Here is a 17,536-nt window from a genome sequence, read left to right as displayed (position 1 = left end):
GATTCTGCCTCCATAGAACAGAATACGCTCAGAAGTCGTCGTTTTTCCCGAGTCGATGTGAGCCGAGATACCGATGTTTCTGACCATATCAATATTCCACTTTTTGGACATATCTTTACCCTTCGTATTTGGTCGTTAAGTGATTTATCCAAACTCCGCTTCGGAGTCGATTTTAGCCACTGATTTTGTTAACTTTTATGAAAGTATTCGAAGTACCATCAATTACAAATAAGTGCAAAAGAAGATTCTAGGGCCCCTTCTGACGCAATGCTACAAAATTCCTTTGGCGGGGGGTAAAACCTTCTCCTAAATGCCCCCTATGATAACCTCAAAACATGACCGATTTAAAAAGCCTTTTGAAAACCGCCTTCCCCTTTGATTCATTTCGGGGCGAGCAAGAACATATCCTGCAAAAAGTCTGGGCAAACGAAGACTTACTCGCATTAATGCCAACCGGAATGGGAAAAAGTCTCTGCTTTCAGTTCCCGGCTAAGATCCGGGATGGATTGGTGGTGGTCATTTCGCCTTTGATTGCCCTGATGCAGGATCAGGTTTTCAAGGCCGAGGCTTTCGGCATCCCGGCAACATTTCTTAGCTCCACTTTAGGCAAGGACGAAAGGGAGGCCCGGCAAAAACGCCTGGCCCAGGGCGAGTATAAACTTCTTTACGTGACCCCCGAGCGTTTTCGCAAACCCGAATTTTTAAAGGCCATCGAAGGCAGAAAAATTCAACTTCTGGCGGTGGATGAAGCGCACTGTATTTCACAGTGGGGGCATGATTTCCGGCCTGATTATTCACGGGTGGGGGAGTTTCGAAAAATTCTGGGAAATCCGCCCACGCTAGCTTTAACAGCCACGGCAACGCCCGAGGTGCAAAAAGATATTCTCGCAAAACTTTTTATACCCGAGGCGACCCTCATTTCGGCGGGGATTGAAAGAACAAATCTGGGGCTTCATGTTCACGACATTTATGGAATCGACGAAAAGATTCGCGCGATCGTGGGCTTGCGCCATCAGACACCGGGCGCGAGTATCATTTACTGCTCGCTGATTCAGACTTTGAAAAAAATTTCGGCGGCTTTGTACAGAATGAATATTCCCCATCTGGTCTATCATGGCGATCTGTCGCCCCAGGATAGGAAACGCAATCAAACCCGTTTCATCAGCGAAGAAAATCCGCTTATGATTGCCACGCCGGCTTTTGGCTTGGGGATTGACAAAGAAAATGTGCGCCTTCTTATCCATGTGGAAACACCCAATGCGTTGGAATCTTATTTCCAAGAGGTGGGACGCGCCGGCAGAGATGGCAAAGAATCGTCTTGCCATTTGCTCTATGATCAGGACGATGTCACCATTCAGATGGAATTTTTAAAATGGTCCCATCCGGAGCCGGAGTTCATTCGGAAGATCTATCAGCTGATCGAAGAAAAACGTCTTCAGGTGGATCAGGGCGGTTTTGATTTTCTGCGAGAACAAATGAACTTTCGCAATCGCCGGGATTTTCGCTCGGAAGCGGCCGTCAGTATTTTGGAGCGCTGGGGATGTTTGACGAAATCCGATGATCCCTTCCCGTATGCCTGTGTGAGCGCGCCGACGGATGAGCAGTTTCAGACTGAAAACGGTGTCGAAATCTTGAAAGCTCAGAACACCAAACTTTTGAAGATGGTGCAATGGGCGTCCCAGGATTCGACGTGCCGGATGAATCTTATTTACGCCTATTTTGGACATATTCATACAGAGCCTTGTGGAAAATGCGACGTGTGTCGGAATCGAGGAAGTTGATGGGATCTTTTATTTTTGCGGCGGTATTGCTGATTTCACTGAATTCGTTTGCGGTGAAGCCGCCTCTTGAAAAATTAAAAATGCCGAAAGGTTTTAAAATCTCCGTATGGGCGACGGTGCCTGGCGCTCGTTCTTTGGCGCAGGCAGAGGATGGCCGGATCTTTGTGGGCTCGCGCACTGGCGATAAGGTCTATGTGGTGCAAAATGGTAAAGTCTCTGTGGTGGCGGAAGGCCTGGATACTCCCAATGGCGTCGCTTACCGTGAGGGCAAGCTCTACGTAGCCGAAGTCAGTCAGATCAAGGAATACGATGTCGCAAAGCCGATCACCAAACCGTTAAAACCTCTTCGCGTTCTAGCTCAGAAATTTCCCAGCGATACTCATCATGGTTGGAAATTTATTCGTTTTGGCCCTGACGGTAAACTGTATGTCCCTGTCGGAGCGAACTGCAATATCTGTGATCCCCAAAAAGATTATGCCCGTATTTATCGTATCGACGTGAATGGCACCAGCAAGGAAGAAGTGGCCCAGGGAGTGCGTAATACGGTGGGGTTTGACTTTCACCCAACAACCAAAGAGCTGTGGTTCACTGATAATGGTCGCGATTGGATGGGCGATGATCGTCCGCCCTGTGAGGTCAATCGTCTGACGAAGGTCGGCGAGAACTTTGGTTTTCCTTATTGCCACGGAAAAGACACTTTAGACCCTGAGTTTGGCAAAGGAAAAAACTGCGCAAACTACACCGCTCCCGTGGTAGAGTTGCGTGCCCATGTCGCGCCCTTGGGAATGCGTTTTTACACCGGCAAAAGGTTTCCGGCCGAATATCAAAACAGCATCATCTTGGCCGAGCACGGCTCTTGGAATCGTTCGACGCCGCAGGGTTATCGCCTGACCTTTGTGAAGGTGGATGGATCAAATGTACAAAAGACCGAAACCTTTGTAGAGGGTTGGTTGCAAGGGGATTCGGCCTGGGGACGTCCCGTGGATGTGGAAGTTCTTAAGGACGGTTCGCTCTTGGTGTCTGATGATAAAGCGGGGGTGATCTATCAGATCACCTATCAGGGGAAATAATGCACCGGCGGTCATCAGTCGAATTTCCTGATCCTCGTGATACTTTGGCGGAAGGTATTATCGCCGTTGGTGGGCGCCTTGATGTCGGCACCTTGTTTGCCGCTTATTCGCGGGGAATTTTTCCGTGGCCTCAACCGGGGCTGCCGATGCTGTGGTTTTCGCCGGAAAAACGCGGCATTTTAGAATTTAAAGATTTTAAAGTTCCCGAAAGTCTTCGTCGTTTTCGTCGCAAAAATCCGCAGATCCATATCACCGTCAATACGGATTTTCACCAGGTGATCGAAGAATGTTCAAAGCAGCCGCGCCCGGGCCAGGATGGCACTTGGATCATCCCAGCGATGAGACGGGCCTATGTGGATTTCTTTAAAGAAGGTTTTTGTTTTTGTGTCGAGGTTCGCGAAAACAACATTATGATCGGTGGCATCTATGGCGTTCTGGTTCAAGGGGTGTTCAGTGGTGAAAGCATGTTTTATAAAAAGCCCAACGCTTCTAAGATCGCCTTGTGGGCTTTGGTGGAGCTTCTGCAGCAACAAGGGCATCAGTGGATTGATGTTCAGATGGTGACTCCGGTCGTGGCCAGCATGGGTGGTAAGTACGTGGATCGCGAGACTTATTTAAAAATGCTCGAAGAGCGTCACCATGAATTGGGTATTCCCTAGTGTCTCAATCCGAGACAGTGTAGGGCCTTAATTGTTCCTTGATTAAATTCTCGACATCTTAAGCTAGCGCAAAGTGATTTTCCTGCGGCACACCGGTTGCACAATTGTTCTAAGTGCAATTTAAGGAGGTCACCGGATGCGTAAAAGTTGGATTACCAAGAGTTTAATGGCTTTATCCATGCTTGGTCAGGAGTTCGCCTTTGCGCAGTCTCAGGGTACGCAAAGACCTCCCCAATTTGTCCTGTTGGCATTCGATGGTTCCTACAATAATGAAGTGTGGCAATATTCACGCGACTTTTCCAAACATCAAAAGAATCAGGGCGTCGATAGTCGCTTCACTTATTTTATTAATCCTGTTTATTTTTTGACTCCGGATTCGAAAGGAAACTACCAGCCGCCAGGTCAGCGTTTGGAAACCCGCAATGGCAAAACCGTGGCGGTGAAAAATCGGGGTTCCGCCATTGGTTGGGGCGATGACAACCAGGATGTGTCTACCCGTATTGATCACATGAATGATGCTTATCTTGAAGGGCATGAAATTGGCTCGCATGCTGTGGGACATTTTGATGCGGGTTATTCTCAGTGCGCGATGAATCCGTTCACTCGTAAATGCGACCGCGATGCAAACAATAAGATTGTATGGAAGTGGGACCTGCGTTGGTCTGAGGCAGACTGGAAGTCTGAATTTGAACAGTTCTATCGTATCTTGGACAATGTGTTTTCTTTCAATCATCTTCGTCCGACGGCGAAACAAAGCCGCGGTCTTTTATTCCGTCAAGAGATCAAAGGCTTCAGAGCTCCCGTTCTTGGTATCAGTGATGGGTTGTGGCCGAACTTACCCAAATTCGGAATTCAATATGACACTTCGAAAACAAACTTCGAAAACTATTGGCCTCAGCGTAACGAATTCGGGACCTGGAATTTTCCTTTAGCGGAAATTCTTGAGCCCGGTGGCGCGCGCCGCTGGATTTCGATGGACTACAATTTCTGTGTGCGCGATTCCGCACGGGTTTTAAGTGAAGAACCCGAGACGATGAATATTTTGAAGCGCGATGCGCATGGACAGCAAGTGAAAGCCAATAAGGCTCGCGACTGTCTGAACATGGTATCGTCCAAACAAAAGACTAAAGCCAAGAATAACATGATGGCTTTATATCGTGCCTATTTCGACCGTAACTACTATGGAAACCGTGCCCCCTTGCATATCGGACACCATTTCTCTCAGTGGATGGGGGGAGCTTACTTCGAAACCTTCTTTGAATTTGCCAATGAGGTATGCCGCAAACCCGAAGTCAGATGTGTGACTTATGCAGAACTTATGAGCTTCATGAATTCTAAATCTTCTTCTGAGATTGAAGCATATAAGAAAGGAAATTTCGCCAAGTTGCCTCGTCCTAAATCTTTGACGATCGCCCGCCATTGGAATCTTGAGGTTTCCATGACGTCGGATCGCGATAGTTTGAAGTTTTCTTTGGACGGAAGAGATGCTTCCCGTCGTGGTTTGACGCAATTGACGACGGTGAATGGTCAGGTGGTTTCCAACAGTTTAGAGACGAAATTGTCTGAAGTTCGTCGTGTCACCCCGAAAGGTGAGTCCGCGGATGTGCGTATGGCCATCTATGATTTCAGCGGCAAAGAAGTGGCGACGGCGACTTATAAGGTGTTGAATGTTGGAACTAAGGATGAGTTTGTCAGCGAAGAAAATATTGAAGAGCGTTGGACACAAGGTCACTTGCCGGAAGCTCATCAGGGCGACTTGGACTTTACACGAGGACATTAATGAACAAGTGGGCGAAAGCCTTTCTGGGAATCTTTTTAATTCAGATGGCAGGGTGCGGGTTTGATGCCGCACCCACATCTTCTTTTACTTCAAGTCCTAACAATCAAGCGCATGTTATTTATGGTGCAGACTCTATCAAAGACGTTGTTTCCGGAAATATGAATGTGGATTCCAGTGTGGCTCTAATGACTAAAGCCTCGGCGGCCCGCTGGCAAAAGAATGAAAACTTACAAACGGTTCAAGACGTGTTTGGGGCCTTGGGCTTGACGTGGATGGATCAGCCTTCGCTGGCGTTCTGTTCGGGTGTTTTGGTATCTTCTGATCTGGTGTTGACGGCGGGACATTGCCTGGAGCGCATAAAATGTGAGGACCTAGCGTTCGTATTCAACTACCAAAAAGACTCCCAATCGCAAAAGCGTGTCGTTGTGGATTGCCAAGAAGTCGTGGCGGCGAAAAATGCCTTGCATGAAGGATTAGACTACGCGCTGATCCGCTTAAGTCAGAAGGTCGCGACCGCTTCCGTCAAGTTTTCAAAGAAGACTTTGCTGGCAGGTCAAAAAATTTATTCACTAGGCTATCCTTTGGGAAGCTTAAAAAAATATGCGGAAGGGAACGTGCGAGAACTTTGGAGCAGTCCTTCCGTGATCATTTCGAATTTGGATGTTTTCGAAGGCAACTCGGGTTCGCCGGTGTTTGATGCGCAAACGCACGAATTGATCGGGCTTCTTTCCTCTGGCGAAAGAGATTTTGAGGCGGACGAGTCGGAGCCCTCTCAAGACAATCTGAAAGTCTGTGACGATCATGGTTGTACAGGCGAATTTATTGTTCCTATCGAAAAAGTCCTAGCGGACCTGCCTAAATAGACGTACTTTAAGTCCATGCTTCTGATCAGTACCTATAAATTAGAAAAAGCCTTTGCCGGAAAAACTCTTTTTAAAAATGTCAGCCTTGGCATTGAAGAAGGTGAGCGAGTCGGTCTTGTCGGTCCCAATGGGGCGGGGAAGTCCACGCTTTTGCGCATCCTGGCCGGAAAAATGGAAGCTGACGCCGGCGACGTCACAGCGAAGAAAGGCTTGCGTCTGGGATTTTTGGAGCAGACGCCTTTGTTCAGTGAAAATGAAACAATTTTGGATGCGATCTTAAGCAAGTGTGTTGATCATCATGAATCATTGGCGGCGGCCTATGAGTGGATGGCGCGCCTAGAGTTGTCGCAGTTTGGTGAGAGTTTTTTGGTCAAGGATCTATCCGGAGGTTGGCGTAAGCGCGTGGCTTTGGCGCGCGAGCTGGTCTTGGACCCTGAGCTTCTGATGTTGGATGAACCAACGAATCATCTGGATGTAACCAGCATTCTGTGGCTTGAAGAATTTTTATCTCGGGCCCCTTTTGCAACCCTGATTATCACGCATGATCGATTGTTTTTACAAAGGGCCACCAATAAAATTTTTGATCTTGATCCTAAAAATCCCAACTACCTTTTGTCTGTCAAGGGCGGTTACCTTGAATATCTTGAGGCAAAAGACCAGCTTCTACAGGCACAAGAGCAGCGCGAGGTCGTTTTAAAAAACACCCTTCGTCGCGAGACCGAGTGGTTGCGTCGGGGCGCCAAGGCTCGTCAGACGAAACAAAAAGCGCGTATTGAAAGAGCCGGTGATTTGAAAGATGACGTGCAGGAATTGTCGGCGAAAAATGCAGCACGTGTAGCCAGGATCGAATTCAAAGACGCGGAAAGAAATCCGCAAAAGTTGATTGAAGTGGATCACGTCACCAAAGCTTACAATGGCCGAGTGCTCTTTAAGGATTTTTCTTATCTTGTAAACCCGAAAACACGCCTGGCATTGTTGGGGGATAACGGCTCGGGTAAATCCACGTTGATCCGCATTCTTCTGGGTGAGGAGCTTCCTGACACGGGCCGCGTGGCGCGCGCTGATAAGTTGAAGGTGGCCTACTTTGAACAGAACCGGGAAACCTTAAAGCCTAAAGAGTCTGTGTTAAAGAATATCTGCCCGGAAGGCGACTATGTTCATTATCAGGGACAATATGTCTTTGCGCGCAGTTATCTGGAAAGGTTCTTGTTCAATCGCCAGCAAATGGATCTACCGGTCGAAAAACTTTCGGGCGGTGAACAAAGCCGTCTGCGTTTGGCGCAACTGATGTTGAATGAAGCGCAGGTTCTTATTCTGGATGAGCCGACTAACGATTTAGATGTCGGTACCTTGACGGTGCTAGAAGATTCTTTGAAGGAATTTAACGGCGCTGTCATTTTGGTGACACATGATCGTTACTTTATGGATCAGGTCGCGTCCACAATCTTGGCTTTCCACAAAAAATCTGACGGGACAACAAGTCTGGAAAATTTCGCGGGCTACTTGCAGTGGGAAGAGTGGTATGAAGAACAAAAAGAATTGGAAGCTTTAGAACAAAAGAAGGCCAAAGCCGAAACAGAAGTTAAAGCTTCCAGTAAACCGGGAAAATTGTCTTTCAAAGAAAAGTTCGAGCTGGAAAACATGGAAAGCACAATCCTGGGTTTGGAAGAAAAACTCGGGCAGTTGCAGGCCGAGGCAGGCAAGCCCGAAGTCGTTAGTCAGGCTTCGAAAGTTCAGGAACTCTACGCAGAGATTTCCAAGATCCAGGTCGAGTTGGAAAGACTTTACGCACGCTGGGCGGAACTGGAAAAGAAAAGTTCAGGAACATAAAAAAAGGGAGCTTGCAGCTCCCTTTTTTCTTATTTGATTTTATTTAGAATAAATTCGCCTTCAAGCCCATTCACATTGGAAACCCAGGTTCCTTTAAAAGTGTCACCGTCAAGAACGCCGTCTATGGTCGCTTTGTAAGGTGAGGACGGGAAAAGACGAGGAGTTCCCGTCAGGACCAGGCCTGGAGGAGTCGTCTCGCCACGGAACAAACCTGTCAAAGTCAAAGTCGCCGTATTTTTAGGATCATCGGCACGAGTCAGTTCACCAATGATTTTAGGAACAAGGCCTTCTTTCACAACTTGCAAACGAATCTGGAATTGGAAAGCGGCTTTGCCGTCTTTAACGTTGGTGCCCGAATAGACGCCCGCGAAAGACTCATATTGACGACGAAGTCTTTCGTAGAACTCGTTTTCCTCTGTGTTGCCGGGGGCGGATGACTGATTGGAAGAAAGAGTTAAATCCAAAACGCCGATCACGCCTGAAATGGATTTTACTTCTCCGACGATCTTTTGTCCGACAACCTTAGCGTTAATCGTATGAACATCATCGATGCCGGGGGACGCGGCTTCGTTTCTTAAGATCAGTTCGGAAGTCTCGGGAATGTAACGAGCCTTCATATTGAACAATTGCAACTTGTTGCTATTGAACTGAAATTTACCGCGTAAAACAATGCGGTAGCGTTCTTCACCATTGGCATTTGTGCCGGACTCGTTTTCCAAAGTGAAAAGTCTGAGTTCAACATCTTGTTGGGTCACCGTGGTAGTCAGCTTGCCAGTGTAAAATCCAACGACACGGTTGTACGTGCTCAATTGGTTTTGTCTGTCAGCAACTTCCGTCGCGTTGTTATTTGGATTGTCTTTATTAAAAGCACAACCCACGACTCCTAAAAGCGCTGTTGCCAGGATTAGTTTTTTCAACATAGTTCCCCCCAAGTTTTACTTTCCCGTCGCTGGTTCGTCAGGAATGAGTTCGTCTCTGGTCGCGGCCCATTCGTTCAGGGCAATCGCGTAATCACCCAAGGAACGGTAGTACTGGACTTCAGAATCGAAATAATTATTCATCGCTGTAATTAAAATTTGAATATCCGTGCGGCCCTGATTGTAAGAGCGGTTCAGCTCTTGAGAGGCACGCTCGCGGAATTCACGCTGCTTCTTCGAGCTTGTTGCAATCGCATAAGCCGCATGCACTTTGCGTTCCGATTGAAACTCAAGATCCTTCGCTTCCAAAAGCGCACGGTGCAGACGGGTTTCTTCCAGATCTTTGGTCATTTTGCGATTGATGACCGTTTCGTTTTGCAAATCAGATCCGAAGTAATAACGGAAACGAAGTCCCATATAGTATTTCGGCTGAGTTCCTGAAACCACTTCCGAGTAAGAGTTGCCGGCATCTTCGTCGACACCAGTGGTGTAAACGCGACCGACAAAATCCAACTCTGGATAGGAAAGAGATTCCGCTGCCGCCAAAGATTCTTTGGCCGCTTCCACTTTCAGCTTTTGCGCGCGGATCATGCGCAGTTCTTCAATCTTTTTTTCGATAAGCTTGGGAACCGGAGGGATCTCATTTGGAATTTCAAACTTGATGTCCGTTCCCGGCTCTAGATTTAAAAGCGTCAAAAGATTTTCAACGGAGCTTAAGTAGTCGCGCGATGTGGTTTTGACTCTTTGTTCGCGGGTTTCAAACTCGGCCTGCACCTGGGGCAAGTCCCCGGGATTTGAATAACCCAAAGAGGTTTTTCTTTTTACCGCATCAACCAGCTTTTTATAGCGGTCGCGGGAATTCACAGCTTCCTTGAAGCTTTCTTGCGCAACATAGGCGTTCCAAAATTGGCGGATAGCATCCAAGACGACATCTTCCAATTCATTCGCTCGCGCGACAGTTTGCGATTCATAAGTCAATTCGGCGGCATTCACATTGCCACGGTCCGCAACCCCGAAGAAATTGCCTAAAAGCGCCTGCTCAAGAATGAGCCCCGCACTGTCCAGAGTCTGCTGCGCGGGAGGAGGATTGGTAGCAAAACCATCCGTATCGGCTTTTTGCGAAAGACGGCTAAGTTCCACACCCAGAAGTGTTCCGGAGGTGAAATTCTTTTGCAGACTGGCGGTGGTTTTGTAGCGCTCATACTTAGTATTCGCGGCCGTGGATGACTGTAACAGGCCCACGGATTTGTCGTACTCAAAGCCGGTTTCAACAGTCAAATTCCAGTCATATGCAGACAAGGCCTGAACCGGGGTCAAACGCAATGTTTGATAGCGAAGATTCACCTCTTTGGTTTTAGAGCCTTGCTTTAAAACCAGTTCGGCCACGTTTTTTTGCGATAAAGTGATTTCCTTGGGAGCTTGGGCGTAAGCTCCTTGCATAGCTGTCGTACTAAGAAGAGCAAGAAATGTTTTTACCATGTGACTTTTGTTCCTAACTCGAAGTTGTCGCGTTGAAGTGCGATTTCGTTGCTGCCTTTAAGATTCTTTTGAGACCATTCTGTAAATACCGACCATTTTTTTGAAAATGCGAAGTCCAATCCGTAACCCCAAGACTCAAAGCCCGCCTGTTTTGAAAAGGCCGCAAAGTCGTTAGAGCTGGATTGTGTGTAGTTCACGCTGCCAAATTGCGGCGACACCGTCAAAGACAACCATTGCAACTGCTCCCAGGAGAGGGTCAACAGGGGACCGCCGCTGAAAATCATCGTGTTCAAACGAGCGTCGTCAATGTCATAGCCTGACTGCAGTTGAACGTCGGTTTCCTGTGAGCTGAAACCCGCTTTGGCGCGCAGACCGAACTTCCAAAGAAGAGCCTTTGTTTGCAGCGGGTGACTGAGGACTCCCAACTCGATACCAGGCATGAAGGTTTGGCTGTTATTGGCAAGGTTGAAGGTGCCGGCGCCCTCTTTTGTGACGTTGCCCTCGGCCTGAAAAGTCTGGCCAGTAAAAGCGGCGAAATAAGACCAGGGGCGTGTCACCACTTCTGGGCGCGGATCTTTAAGTGTCAGCATTCCAGAAACTTGCGCGTCGCTGGCTGAAACCTGGTTTTTACTTTCAGATTGTGCTTCTTGAATGGCCTTTTCGCGCAAAGTGGGTTCCGGAGCAAGGGGGGCTTTGATTTTTGATGTGCTTTGAGCCGCGCACACACCTGCTGAAAGTGTAAGAGCCAAAAGAAGCGATAGTTTCATGATCCCACCCCTTGATACTACTGAACTTAGTTTAAATGCGGCGTCAGGAATAGCCGCCGTCCCCCGCGCTGTCAACACTTCCATTAGCCTCCTAAGGGGGCCAAATTTTTATTTGATTTCAAGGCTTTGCAGGGCGTCCTGTCGTGAATTTCGTAATGACTATTTTACATTAATTCCCTAGATTCCTTTTTGGTGAGGTCTGAATGAAGCTTTCTGATATTTCGATTAAGAATCCCGTTTTTGCCTGGATGTTGATGTTTGGTCTGATGATGTTCGGGCTGATCTCGTTCTCAAGAATGGGCGTGAGCCAAATGCCTGACGTCGATTTCCCGACGGTGAACGTGAGCGTTACATTGGACGGCGCGGCACCGGAGGTCATGGAAACCCAGGTCGTCGATCCTATTGAAAGTGCCTTGATGACGGTGGAAGGGATTCAATCCATCAAGTCCAGCAGTAAAACGGGCAATGCAACCATCACTGTCGAGTTTGACTTGGATCGTAATATTGACGTCGCTTTGCAGGATGTTCAGGCCAAGGTGGCGGCAACTCAGCGCCTGTTACCTGACGACGTAGATCCCCCGACCTTATCAAAAACAAATCCGGATGATCAGCCGATTTTGTGGCTGGCTTTGACTTACGATAAAAACGATCCCGAGTTCATGATGAGCTACGCCCGTGATTATCTGCGCGATCGCTTCACCACGGTCGAAGGGGTCGGGGATATTTTCTTAGGGGGATACACGGACCCGGTCATGCGTGTGCATGTGCGCCCTAAAGATCTTTTGCGTTACAATATCTCTGTCAACGACGTGATGGATGCAGTCAGAAACGAGCACTCAGAGCTGCCCGGCGGCTACATTGAGACGGACAAAAAAACTTTCAACGTGCGAACGATGGGGGAGGCAAAAACGGAAGAAGAGTTCCGTTCCATCGTGATCAGTCGTCGTGCCGGTCTTACGGTGGCAGATCCTACCAATATGGTGAAAATCCATCAGGTGGCGGACGCCAGCATGGGCCTTGATAAAATCACTCGCATGTCCCGCTTCAACGGGCAGCCGGCCCTGGGGGTGGGGATTCGCAAACAGCGTGGAACCAATGCGGTGGCCGTCGCGACAGCAGTGAAATTGAAAATTGAAGAGATTCAGCCCCAGTTGCCCGAGGGTATGAAGATTCATGTGAACTTTGACAGCACCAAATTTATCGAACAGTCGGTGCACGAATTGAATAAGCACTTGATGTTGGCGGTCGTATTAACATCACTTGTCTGCTGGCTCTTCTTGGGCAGTTGGTCGGCGACCTTCAACGTTCTTTTGTCCATCCCAACATCATTGTTAGGGGCGTTCATCGGTCTTTATTTCTTGGGTTATACGTTAAACACCTTCACTTTGTTGGGCTTGACCTTGGCGATCGGTATCGTTGTTGACGATGCCATCATGGTTCTGGAAAACATCTTCCGCTACAATGAAAATGGCCGTGGACGTATCGAGTCCGCGATTCTGGGCGCGCGCGAGATTTCTTTCGCAGCGATGGCAGCAACCGCCGCCGTGATCGCGATTTTCCTGCCTGTGGCCTTCATGAAAGGTATCATCGGAAAGTTCTTCATGCAGTTCGGGGTGACGATTTCTATCGCCGTGTTCTTGTCTTTGGTGGAATCTTTGACGATCACTCCGATGCGTTGTGCGGGTTTTGTTCATCATGGTGAAAGAACCACAAAAATCGGTCGGGCCTTTGAAGCCTTTATGGAGTCTTTAAAAGTCGGTTATGACAAATGGTTGCGCGTGTGTCTTGAACATCGCTGGAAGGTTCTTGTCGGATCTTTGGTGTTTGTGGCGGTCTCATTCGTTTCGATTAAATTCTTGAATAAGGAAATGTCTCCGGCGCAAGATCAAAGTATTTTCATCGCTCGTCTGATGCTGCCCGTGGGAACCTCTCTGGCTTATACTAATGCCCAGACGCTTCAGGCAGAAAAGTGGTTGATGGCCCGTCCCGAAGTTGAAAAAGTCTATGCGGCCATCGGCGGCTTTGGCGGAGGTGTTTCCGACGCCAATACGACCATGATGTTCGTGACCTTGAAAGAAAAACATCTTCGTGGAAAAGATCCGGCTTCGGGCAAAGTTCTGTCGCAACAGGAGTTCATGCAAGTTGCCCGTAAAGAGCTGGCGAAAATTCCTGATGTGCGCCCGGTCCTGATGGATTTATCACAGCAAGGGTTTTCTGGAGGCCGAGGTTATCCGATCGAGTTTACTCTTTTAGGATCAGACTGGGGCAAGCTTGCAAAATACACCGAACAAATGATGAAAGAGATGGAAAACAGCGGCCTGATGGTCGACGTGGATTCCAACTATCTTTTGGGGATGCCGGAAATTCAAGTACAGCCAGACCGCGTGGCAGCGGCTCAGCACGGCGTGAGCATCAATTCGATTGGTTCTACCGTGAATGCGCTGATCGGCGGCGTGAAAGTCGGCGAATATCCGCAAGGTGGCCATCGCTATGATATCAAAGTGAAGCTTTTGGATCAGGGCAAGCCCATGGATGAAATCAAAACTTTATTCGTGGGTAACAGTCGCGGAAATCTGATTCCGCTTCCACGTGTGACTAAAGAGGTGGAAGGTTCCAGTCTGCAGTCGATTTCGCGTTCTAATCGTCAACGGGCGATCACGATCACCGCGAATATGAAACCGGGCGTTTCCCAACAGGCGGCCATGAATTTCGTGGAAGCTGCCGCGAAAAAAATGTTAGAGCCCGGCTATATGATTGATCAGGGTGGAAGCTCGAAGACCTTTAAAGAGTCTTTCCAAAGTTTGATCTTTGCGTTGGTCTTGGGCTTGATTATTGCCTACATGGTTTTGGCAAGTCAGTTCAATTCATTTATTGATCCAGTCACGATCCTGATGGCCTTGCCATTCAGTTTCAGTGGAGCTTTCTTCGCGCTTCTTTTGACGGGGCAGTCGTTGAACATGTTCTCGATGATTGGTTTGCTTCTTTTGATGGGGATCGTGAAGAAGAACTCGATTCTTTTGATTGAATTTACCAACACCGTGCGGGATCGCGGAACCAGTGATGCGAAGGCGGCGTTGATTGAAGCTTGTCCGATTCGTCTGCGTCCTATTTTGATGACGTCGATTGCGACGATTGCAGCGGCGATTCCATCGGCGACGGCGACGGGAGCGGGTTCTGAAACCATGCGACCTATGGCGATCTGTTTGATCGGTGGTGTCCTTGTTTCGACCGCGTTGACTTTGTTTGTTGTTCCGGTGGTTTACTCTTTAATGGATAAGTTTAAAACCCGCGATGAAGTTCGTGAAAAGACCAAGCAGGCATTTGCGGCGGTCGGCAATGAGGCTTTGGACGTTTAAACTGGACCACTTGCCCCGCGCTACAACCAGACTCCTGGATCAGTTTCTAGGACCACAGTACGGAGCGCATAGAAAGGCTGCCCATCTGGTAGCCTTCAAAGGGGTAAGAGATTCGATCTTCGGGGACTGTGGCTCCGTAACAGTAAAGAAGTGGCAGATAGTGTTCGGGCGTGGGCACGGACATCGAAGCCACTTCGCCTAACTTTTTTTCGTATTGAGTTAACAGAGTTTCGTCTTTTTCTTCCAGGGCTTTCTTAATGGCCAGATCAAACTCTTGGGCCCAGGGGTAAGCGGCATTGAGCTCTCTCCAGTTGATCACGCGTAAATTGTGAACGATGTTTCCACTTCCCAGAATAAGTACGCCTTTTTCGCGCAGACTTCGCAATTGACGACCGATTTCCAGGTGTTCCTGCGCAGTTTTTGTCACATCCAGACTAAGTTGATAGACGGGAATGTCTGCTTCAGGAAACATGTGCACCAGAACAGACCACGTGCCGTGATCAAGGCCCCACTTTACCGTCAGCTCAGAATGTGGAACCAGAGCCTGTGTTTCTTTCGCTAAAGCCAAAGGGCCGCGCGCCGGGTATTGCATGTCAAACAAGGCCTTAGGAAACCCATAGAAGTCGTGAATTGTCGGAGGAGTTTCATGGTAGAGCACCTGCGTGCCGCGGGTTTCCCAGTGAGCCGAGATAGATAAAATAGCCTGTGGCTTGGGAAGTTTATTCCCAAGCTCCTTTAAGGACTCCGTGAAGGGATTCAAGTCGAGGGCGTTCATCGGAGACCCGTGACCTACAAACACCACAGGCATTTTCATAAGATTAACCTTTCTTTTCGATCGGTTTATTGGCTTCAATCTTAATAATCAAAGTCACTTCATCACCAACTACAGGGCCGGCTTCGACAGCTTTGCTCCAGGTCAAACCGAAATCTTTACGGTTGATCAGGCCGCTGGCTGAAAACGCCACTTTGTGATTTCCAAACGGATCGTTCACATCACCCAGATATTTTACATCCAAGGTCACTTCCTTAGTTTTTCCTTTTAAAGTCAAATCGCCAATCAATTTCAAATTGTCAGCGGTTCCGACAATTTTCTTTGTGACAAATGTCATTTTTGGATTCTTGGCAACGTCAAAGAAGTCAGGGCTTTTTAAGTGATCGTCACGGTCTTTGTTGTCCGTGTTGATGGTGGCAACGTCCACGTTCAAATTGGCCTTGGATTTTTCCAGCTTAGGATCAATGACGATAGAGCCATCGAATTTGGTAAAACGTCCTTCCACTGTGGCAATCACCAAGTGAGGAATTTCAAATCCGATCTTAGAGTGGGCGGCGTCAATGGCGTAAGTTCCCGCAGGGATTGTTTTGGCGAAAGATGTGGCGCTGATCAAGGTTACAAACGCGCTGAGTACTAACTTTTTCATAATGTGTTCTCCTTTTATTTAAGTCCGTTAAGACCTGTTTAGTATCGTGTGATTTTGATTATTGCGTAAGGTGACAGTATCGCGATAGACTGTTGCACATATGGAACAATTAGATTTAAACCAAATCCGTACCTTTGTGAGACTAGTTAAAACCGGAAGCTTCACGAAAACCGCGCAGTTAATGCGCCAACCTAAATCCCGGATCAGTCGCAAGCTGGCGGCCTTAGAAAAGGATTTGGGCGTGCAGTTGATTTATCGAACGACGCGGCAATTCCAACTGACCGAGACGGGACGCCAATTCTATGAGCGGGCCCAAGGCCTGATCGAAGGGCTCGAAAATTTATCCAACGAAGTCAGTGAAGCGACCGCCGAAGTTTCGGGTCTGATCAAGGTGACGGCTCCGGATGACATGGGCGTAAAAAATCTGCCCCCGCTTTTGGATGAGTTTTCGAAAATCTATCCGTTGGTTTATTTTGAGCTGCATCTAAGTCAGGCTTATGTCGATCTGGTGAAAGAGTCTGTGGATGTGGCGATTCGCGTGGGCGTCTTGAAAGACAGTTCCTTGAAGGCGCGCAAGGTGGGCTCGGTCAAAAACATCTTTGTCGCGACTCCGGGTTTTTTAGAGCGTTATCGCGGCTGGGAGGAACTTTCACAGCTCAGCTCTTTGCCGTTTGTGGGAATGTCAGGCAAAGGCATCGAGGTGCTGCGTGCGTCGGATTCGAAGAAAGTGGACATTAAACCGAATTATATCTTTCGCGCAAATAATCCCGGGGCGCTGGTGGAGTTCGCGCTGTTAGGGAAGGGGATCGCCTTTGTTCCTGAATTTTTGTGTATGGATCACTTGCGATCGGGGCGCCTAGTGCATATTCATAGAAACCTTCGCGGGCCCGAAGTGCCGATCAACATCGTGACGCCGGATCAAAAAGAGGTTCCGCTAAAAATCAAAAAATTCACGGAGTTTATTGCTAAGAGATTTAAAGAGACGTTGGCGCCATCTTAAAAAAGAGCCAAAAGCATTTTGTAAAGGCCGACATATTCGAAGCGCAAAAGGCTCCAGACGGTGCCACACCATAGCGTCGCCAACAGTCCCATCATCACCAGTTGGGGCAAGTTGGCCAGACTGATATTGGGACGGGTGCGATTTAAAAGGCCGTCGATTTCACTGCGTTCCTGGTTTTCTTTAAACTTCCGAGCCAGGCCCTGAGCCAGAACAATTCGTTGAGACATTTCCAGCTTATAGAAGTGGACTCCCACCAGCGTGCGCGAGTCCGAGATGTTTTCCAATCGCGTGACGATGCCATAACACGCCATTTGTTTTGCTCCGGGCGGAACAAATTGAATTTTAACGACTTCTCCTAACAAAGGACAAAGATCATCGGGCGCGGTGAATGCCAGGCCGGTTAACGAGACATTTTTGATCTCGGTCCCTTCTTCCCAAGGAACCTGTTTGGGACCCGCGACACGAATCAGACTTTCGTCCTCGGTGTCGAGAATGTATCGCGGAGATCTGCCATGATAGCGAGCTAGACTGGTCATATCTGACTTTTCGGAAAAATCACTCGACGTCTGAAGAAGCTTTCGCGTATTTCGCAGGTGATTCTCAAACTGAAACACTC

Annotated in this window: 15 protein-coding genes; 8 read left to right on the top strand and 7 right to left on the bottom strand. The window is 48.3% G+C overall.

What is annotated here, in order from left to right:
- A partial coding sequence (locus tag OM95_RS14435; protein ID WP_041875249.1) for a GTP-binding protein occupies positions 1-111 on the bottom strand: 111 nt, incomplete at its 3' end.
- 224 nt (positions 112-335) lie between these two features.
- On the opposite strand from OM95_RS14435, the gene OM95_RS14430 reads away from it, so the two are divergent.
- The 6 genes from OM95_RS14430 (at position 336) to OM95_RS14405 (ending at position 7,983) form a co-directional block, all read left to right on the top strand.
- A complete protein-coding gene (locus OM95_RS14430; RefSeq protein ID WP_041875247.1) occupies positions 336-1,781 on the top strand; it encodes a RecQ family ATP-dependent DNA helicase in 1,446 nt (481 codons plus the stop codon).
- Positions 1,781-2,851 (top strand): PQQ-dependent sugar dehydrogenase, encoded by a 1,071-nt coding sequence (locus OM95_RS14425; RefSeq protein ID WP_041875244.1) that lies wholly within the window; start codon positions 1,781-1,783, stop codon positions 2,849-2,851. Before OM95_RS14430 ends, OM95_RS14425 begins: the two co-directional genes overlap by 1 nt.
- Positions 2,851-3,510 carry a leucyl/phenylalanyl-tRNA--protein transferase gene (gene aat, locus OM95_RS14420; protein ID WP_041875242.1) on the top strand — a complete coding sequence of 220 codons (660 nt, stop codon included), beginning with the start codon at positions 2,851-2,853 and terminating at the stop codon, positions 3,508-3,510. The genes OM95_RS14425 and aat overlap by 1 nt, the downstream gene beginning before the upstream one ends.
- Positions 3,511-3,646: 136 nt before the next feature.
- On the top strand, positions 3,647-5,290 hold the full coding sequence (locus OM95_RS14415; protein WP_041875239.1) for a hypothetical protein: 1,644 nt from the start codon (positions 3,647-3,649) through the stop codon (positions 5,288-5,290).
- Positions 5,290-6,153, top strand: a complete 864-nt coding sequence (locus tag OM95_RS14410) for a serine protease (RefSeq protein WP_041875237.1) — start codon at positions 5,290-5,292, stop codon at positions 6,151-6,153. Before OM95_RS14415 ends, OM95_RS14410 begins: the two co-directional genes overlap by 1 nt.
- Before the next feature lie 15 nt (positions 6,154-6,168).
- Positions 6,169-7,983 (top strand): ABC-F family ATP-binding cassette domain-containing protein, encoded by a 1,815-nt coding sequence (locus tag OM95_RS14405; RefSeq protein ID WP_041875236.1) that lies wholly within the window; start codon positions 6,169-6,171, stop codon positions 7,981-7,983.
- 29 nt (positions 7,984-8,012) lie between these two features.
- Here the strand turns inward: OM95_RS14405 and OM95_RS14400 are convergent, their stop codons facing one another.
- Genes OM95_RS14400 through OM95_RS14390 form a run of 3 tightly spaced genes read right to left on the bottom strand, consistent with a single transcriptional unit; the run spans position 8,013 to position 11,146 of the window.
- Positions 8,013-8,903, bottom strand: a complete 891-nt coding sequence (locus OM95_RS14400) for a hypothetical protein (protein WP_041875235.1) — start codon at positions 8,901-8,903, stop codon at positions 8,013-8,015.
- Between the two features lie 15 nt (positions 8,904-8,918).
- Complete coding sequence (locus OM95_RS14395; RefSeq protein ID WP_041875232.1) at positions 8,919-10,379, bottom strand: TolC family protein; 1,461 nt, start codon at positions 10,377-10,379, stop codon at positions 8,919-8,921.
- Positions 10,373-11,146 (bottom strand): hypothetical protein, encoded by a 774-nt coding sequence (locus tag OM95_RS14390; RefSeq protein WP_291516502.1) that lies wholly within the window; start codon positions 11,144-11,146, stop codon positions 10,373-10,375. Before OM95_RS14390 ends, OM95_RS14395 begins: the two co-directional genes overlap by 7 nt.
- 203 nt (positions 11,147-11,349) lie before the next feature.
- Here OM95_RS14390 and OM95_RS14385 point away from each other — a divergent pair, with 203 nt between their 5' ends.
- The gene (locus OM95_RS14385) at positions 11,350-14,502 is read left to right on the top strand and encodes an efflux RND transporter permease subunit (RefSeq protein ID WP_041875230.1); all 3,153 of its coding nucleotides are present in this window, start codon (positions 11,350-11,352) and stop codon (positions 14,500-14,502) included.
- Positions 14,503-14,548: 46 nt separating this feature from the next.
- Here the strand turns inward: OM95_RS14385 and ygiD are convergent, their stop codons facing one another.
- Together ygiD and OM95_RS14375 are read right to left on the bottom strand one after the other, a co-directional pair.
- Entirely contained in the window at positions 14,549-15,310 is a 762-nt protein-coding gene (gene ygiD / locus OM95_RS14380; protein ID WP_363228132.1) for a 4,5-DOPA dioxygenase extradiol, read from the bottom strand.
- Positions 15,311-15,320: 10 nt separating this feature from the next.
- Positions 15,321-15,920 carry a YceI family protein gene (locus OM95_RS14375; RefSeq protein WP_041875225.1) on the bottom strand — a complete coding sequence of 200 codons (600 nt, stop codon included), beginning with the start codon at positions 15,918-15,920 and terminating at the stop codon, positions 15,321-15,323.
- Positions 15,921-16,020: 100 nt separating this feature from the next.
- Here OM95_RS14375 and OM95_RS14370 point away from each other — a divergent pair, with 100 nt between their 5' ends.
- On the top strand, positions 16,021-16,920 hold the full coding sequence (locus OM95_RS14370) for a LysR family transcriptional regulator (protein ID WP_041875223.1): 900 nt from the start codon (positions 16,021-16,023) through the stop codon (positions 16,918-16,920).
- Here OM95_RS14370 and OM95_RS14365 read toward each other — a convergent pair.
- Complete coding sequence (locus OM95_RS14365) at positions 16,917-17,456, bottom strand: PilZ domain-containing protein (RefSeq protein ID WP_041875267.1); 540 nt, start codon at positions 17,454-17,456, stop codon at positions 16,917-16,919. The two genes, OM95_RS14370 and OM95_RS14365, sit on opposite strands and share 4 nt — an antisense overlap.
- Between the last annotated feature and the right edge of the window lie 80 nt (positions 17,457-17,536).

Source organism: Bdellovibrio sp. ArHS, assembly GCF_000786105.1.
In the GTDB taxonomy this organism is placed as follows: domain Bacteria; phylum Bdellovibrionota; class Bdellovibrionia; order Bdellovibrionales; family Bdellovibrionaceae; genus Bdellovibrio.
Note: the sequence above shows the minus strand (reverse complement) of the source record. Positions and strands in the feature narration are given on the sequence as shown.

Coding starts and splice junctions, on each gene's coding strand:
- OM95_RS14410 (WP_041875237.1), top strand. CDS start 5,290: ATGAACAAGTGGGCGAAAGCCTTTCTGGGAATCTTTTTAATTCAGATG.
- OM95_RS14430 (WP_041875247.1), top strand. CDS start 336: ATGACCGATTTAAAAAGCCTTTTGAAAACCGCCTTCCCCTTTGATTCA.
- OM95_RS14365 (WP_041875267.1), bottom strand. CDS start 17,456: ATGACCAGTCTAGCTCGCTATCATGGCAGATCTCCGCGATACATTCTC.
- ygiD (WP_363228132.1), bottom strand. CDS start 15,310: ATGCCTGTGGTGTTTGTAGGTCACGGGTCTCCGATGAACGCCCTCGAC.
- OM95_RS14405 (WP_041875236.1), top strand. CDS start 6,169: ATGCTTCTGATCAGTACCTATAAATTAGAAAAAGCCTTTGCCGGAAAA.
- OM95_RS14385 (WP_041875230.1), top strand. CDS start 11,350: ATGAAGCTTTCTGATATTTCGATTAAGAATCCCGTTTTTGCCTGGATG.
- OM95_RS14390 (WP_291516502.1), bottom strand. CDS start 11,146: ATGAAACTATCGCTTCTTTTGGCTCTTACACTTTCAGCAGGTGTGTGC.
- OM95_RS14370 (WP_041875223.1), top strand. CDS start 16,021: ATGGAACAATTAGATTTAAACCAAATCCGTACCTTTGTGAGACTAGTT.
- OM95_RS14425 (WP_041875244.1), top strand. CDS start 1,781: ATGGGATCTTTTATTTTTGCGGCGGTATTGCTGATTTCACTGAATTCG.
- aat (WP_041875242.1), top strand. CDS start 2,851: ATGCACCGGCGGTCATCAGTCGAATTTCCTGATCCTCGTGATACTTTG.
- OM95_RS14415 (WP_041875239.1), top strand. CDS start 3,647: ATGCGTAAAAGTTGGATTACCAAGAGTTTAATGGCTTTATCCATGCTT.
- OM95_RS14395 (WP_041875232.1), bottom strand. CDS start 10,379: ATGGTAAAAACATTTCTTGCTCTTCTTAGTACGACAGCTATGCAAGGA.
- OM95_RS14400 (WP_041875235.1), bottom strand. CDS start 8,903: ATGTTGAAAAAACTAATCCTGGCAACAGCGCTTTTAGGAGTCGTGGGT.
- OM95_RS14375 (WP_041875225.1), bottom strand. CDS start 15,920: ATGAAAAAGTTAGTACTCAGCGCGTTTGTAACCTTGATCAGCGCCACA.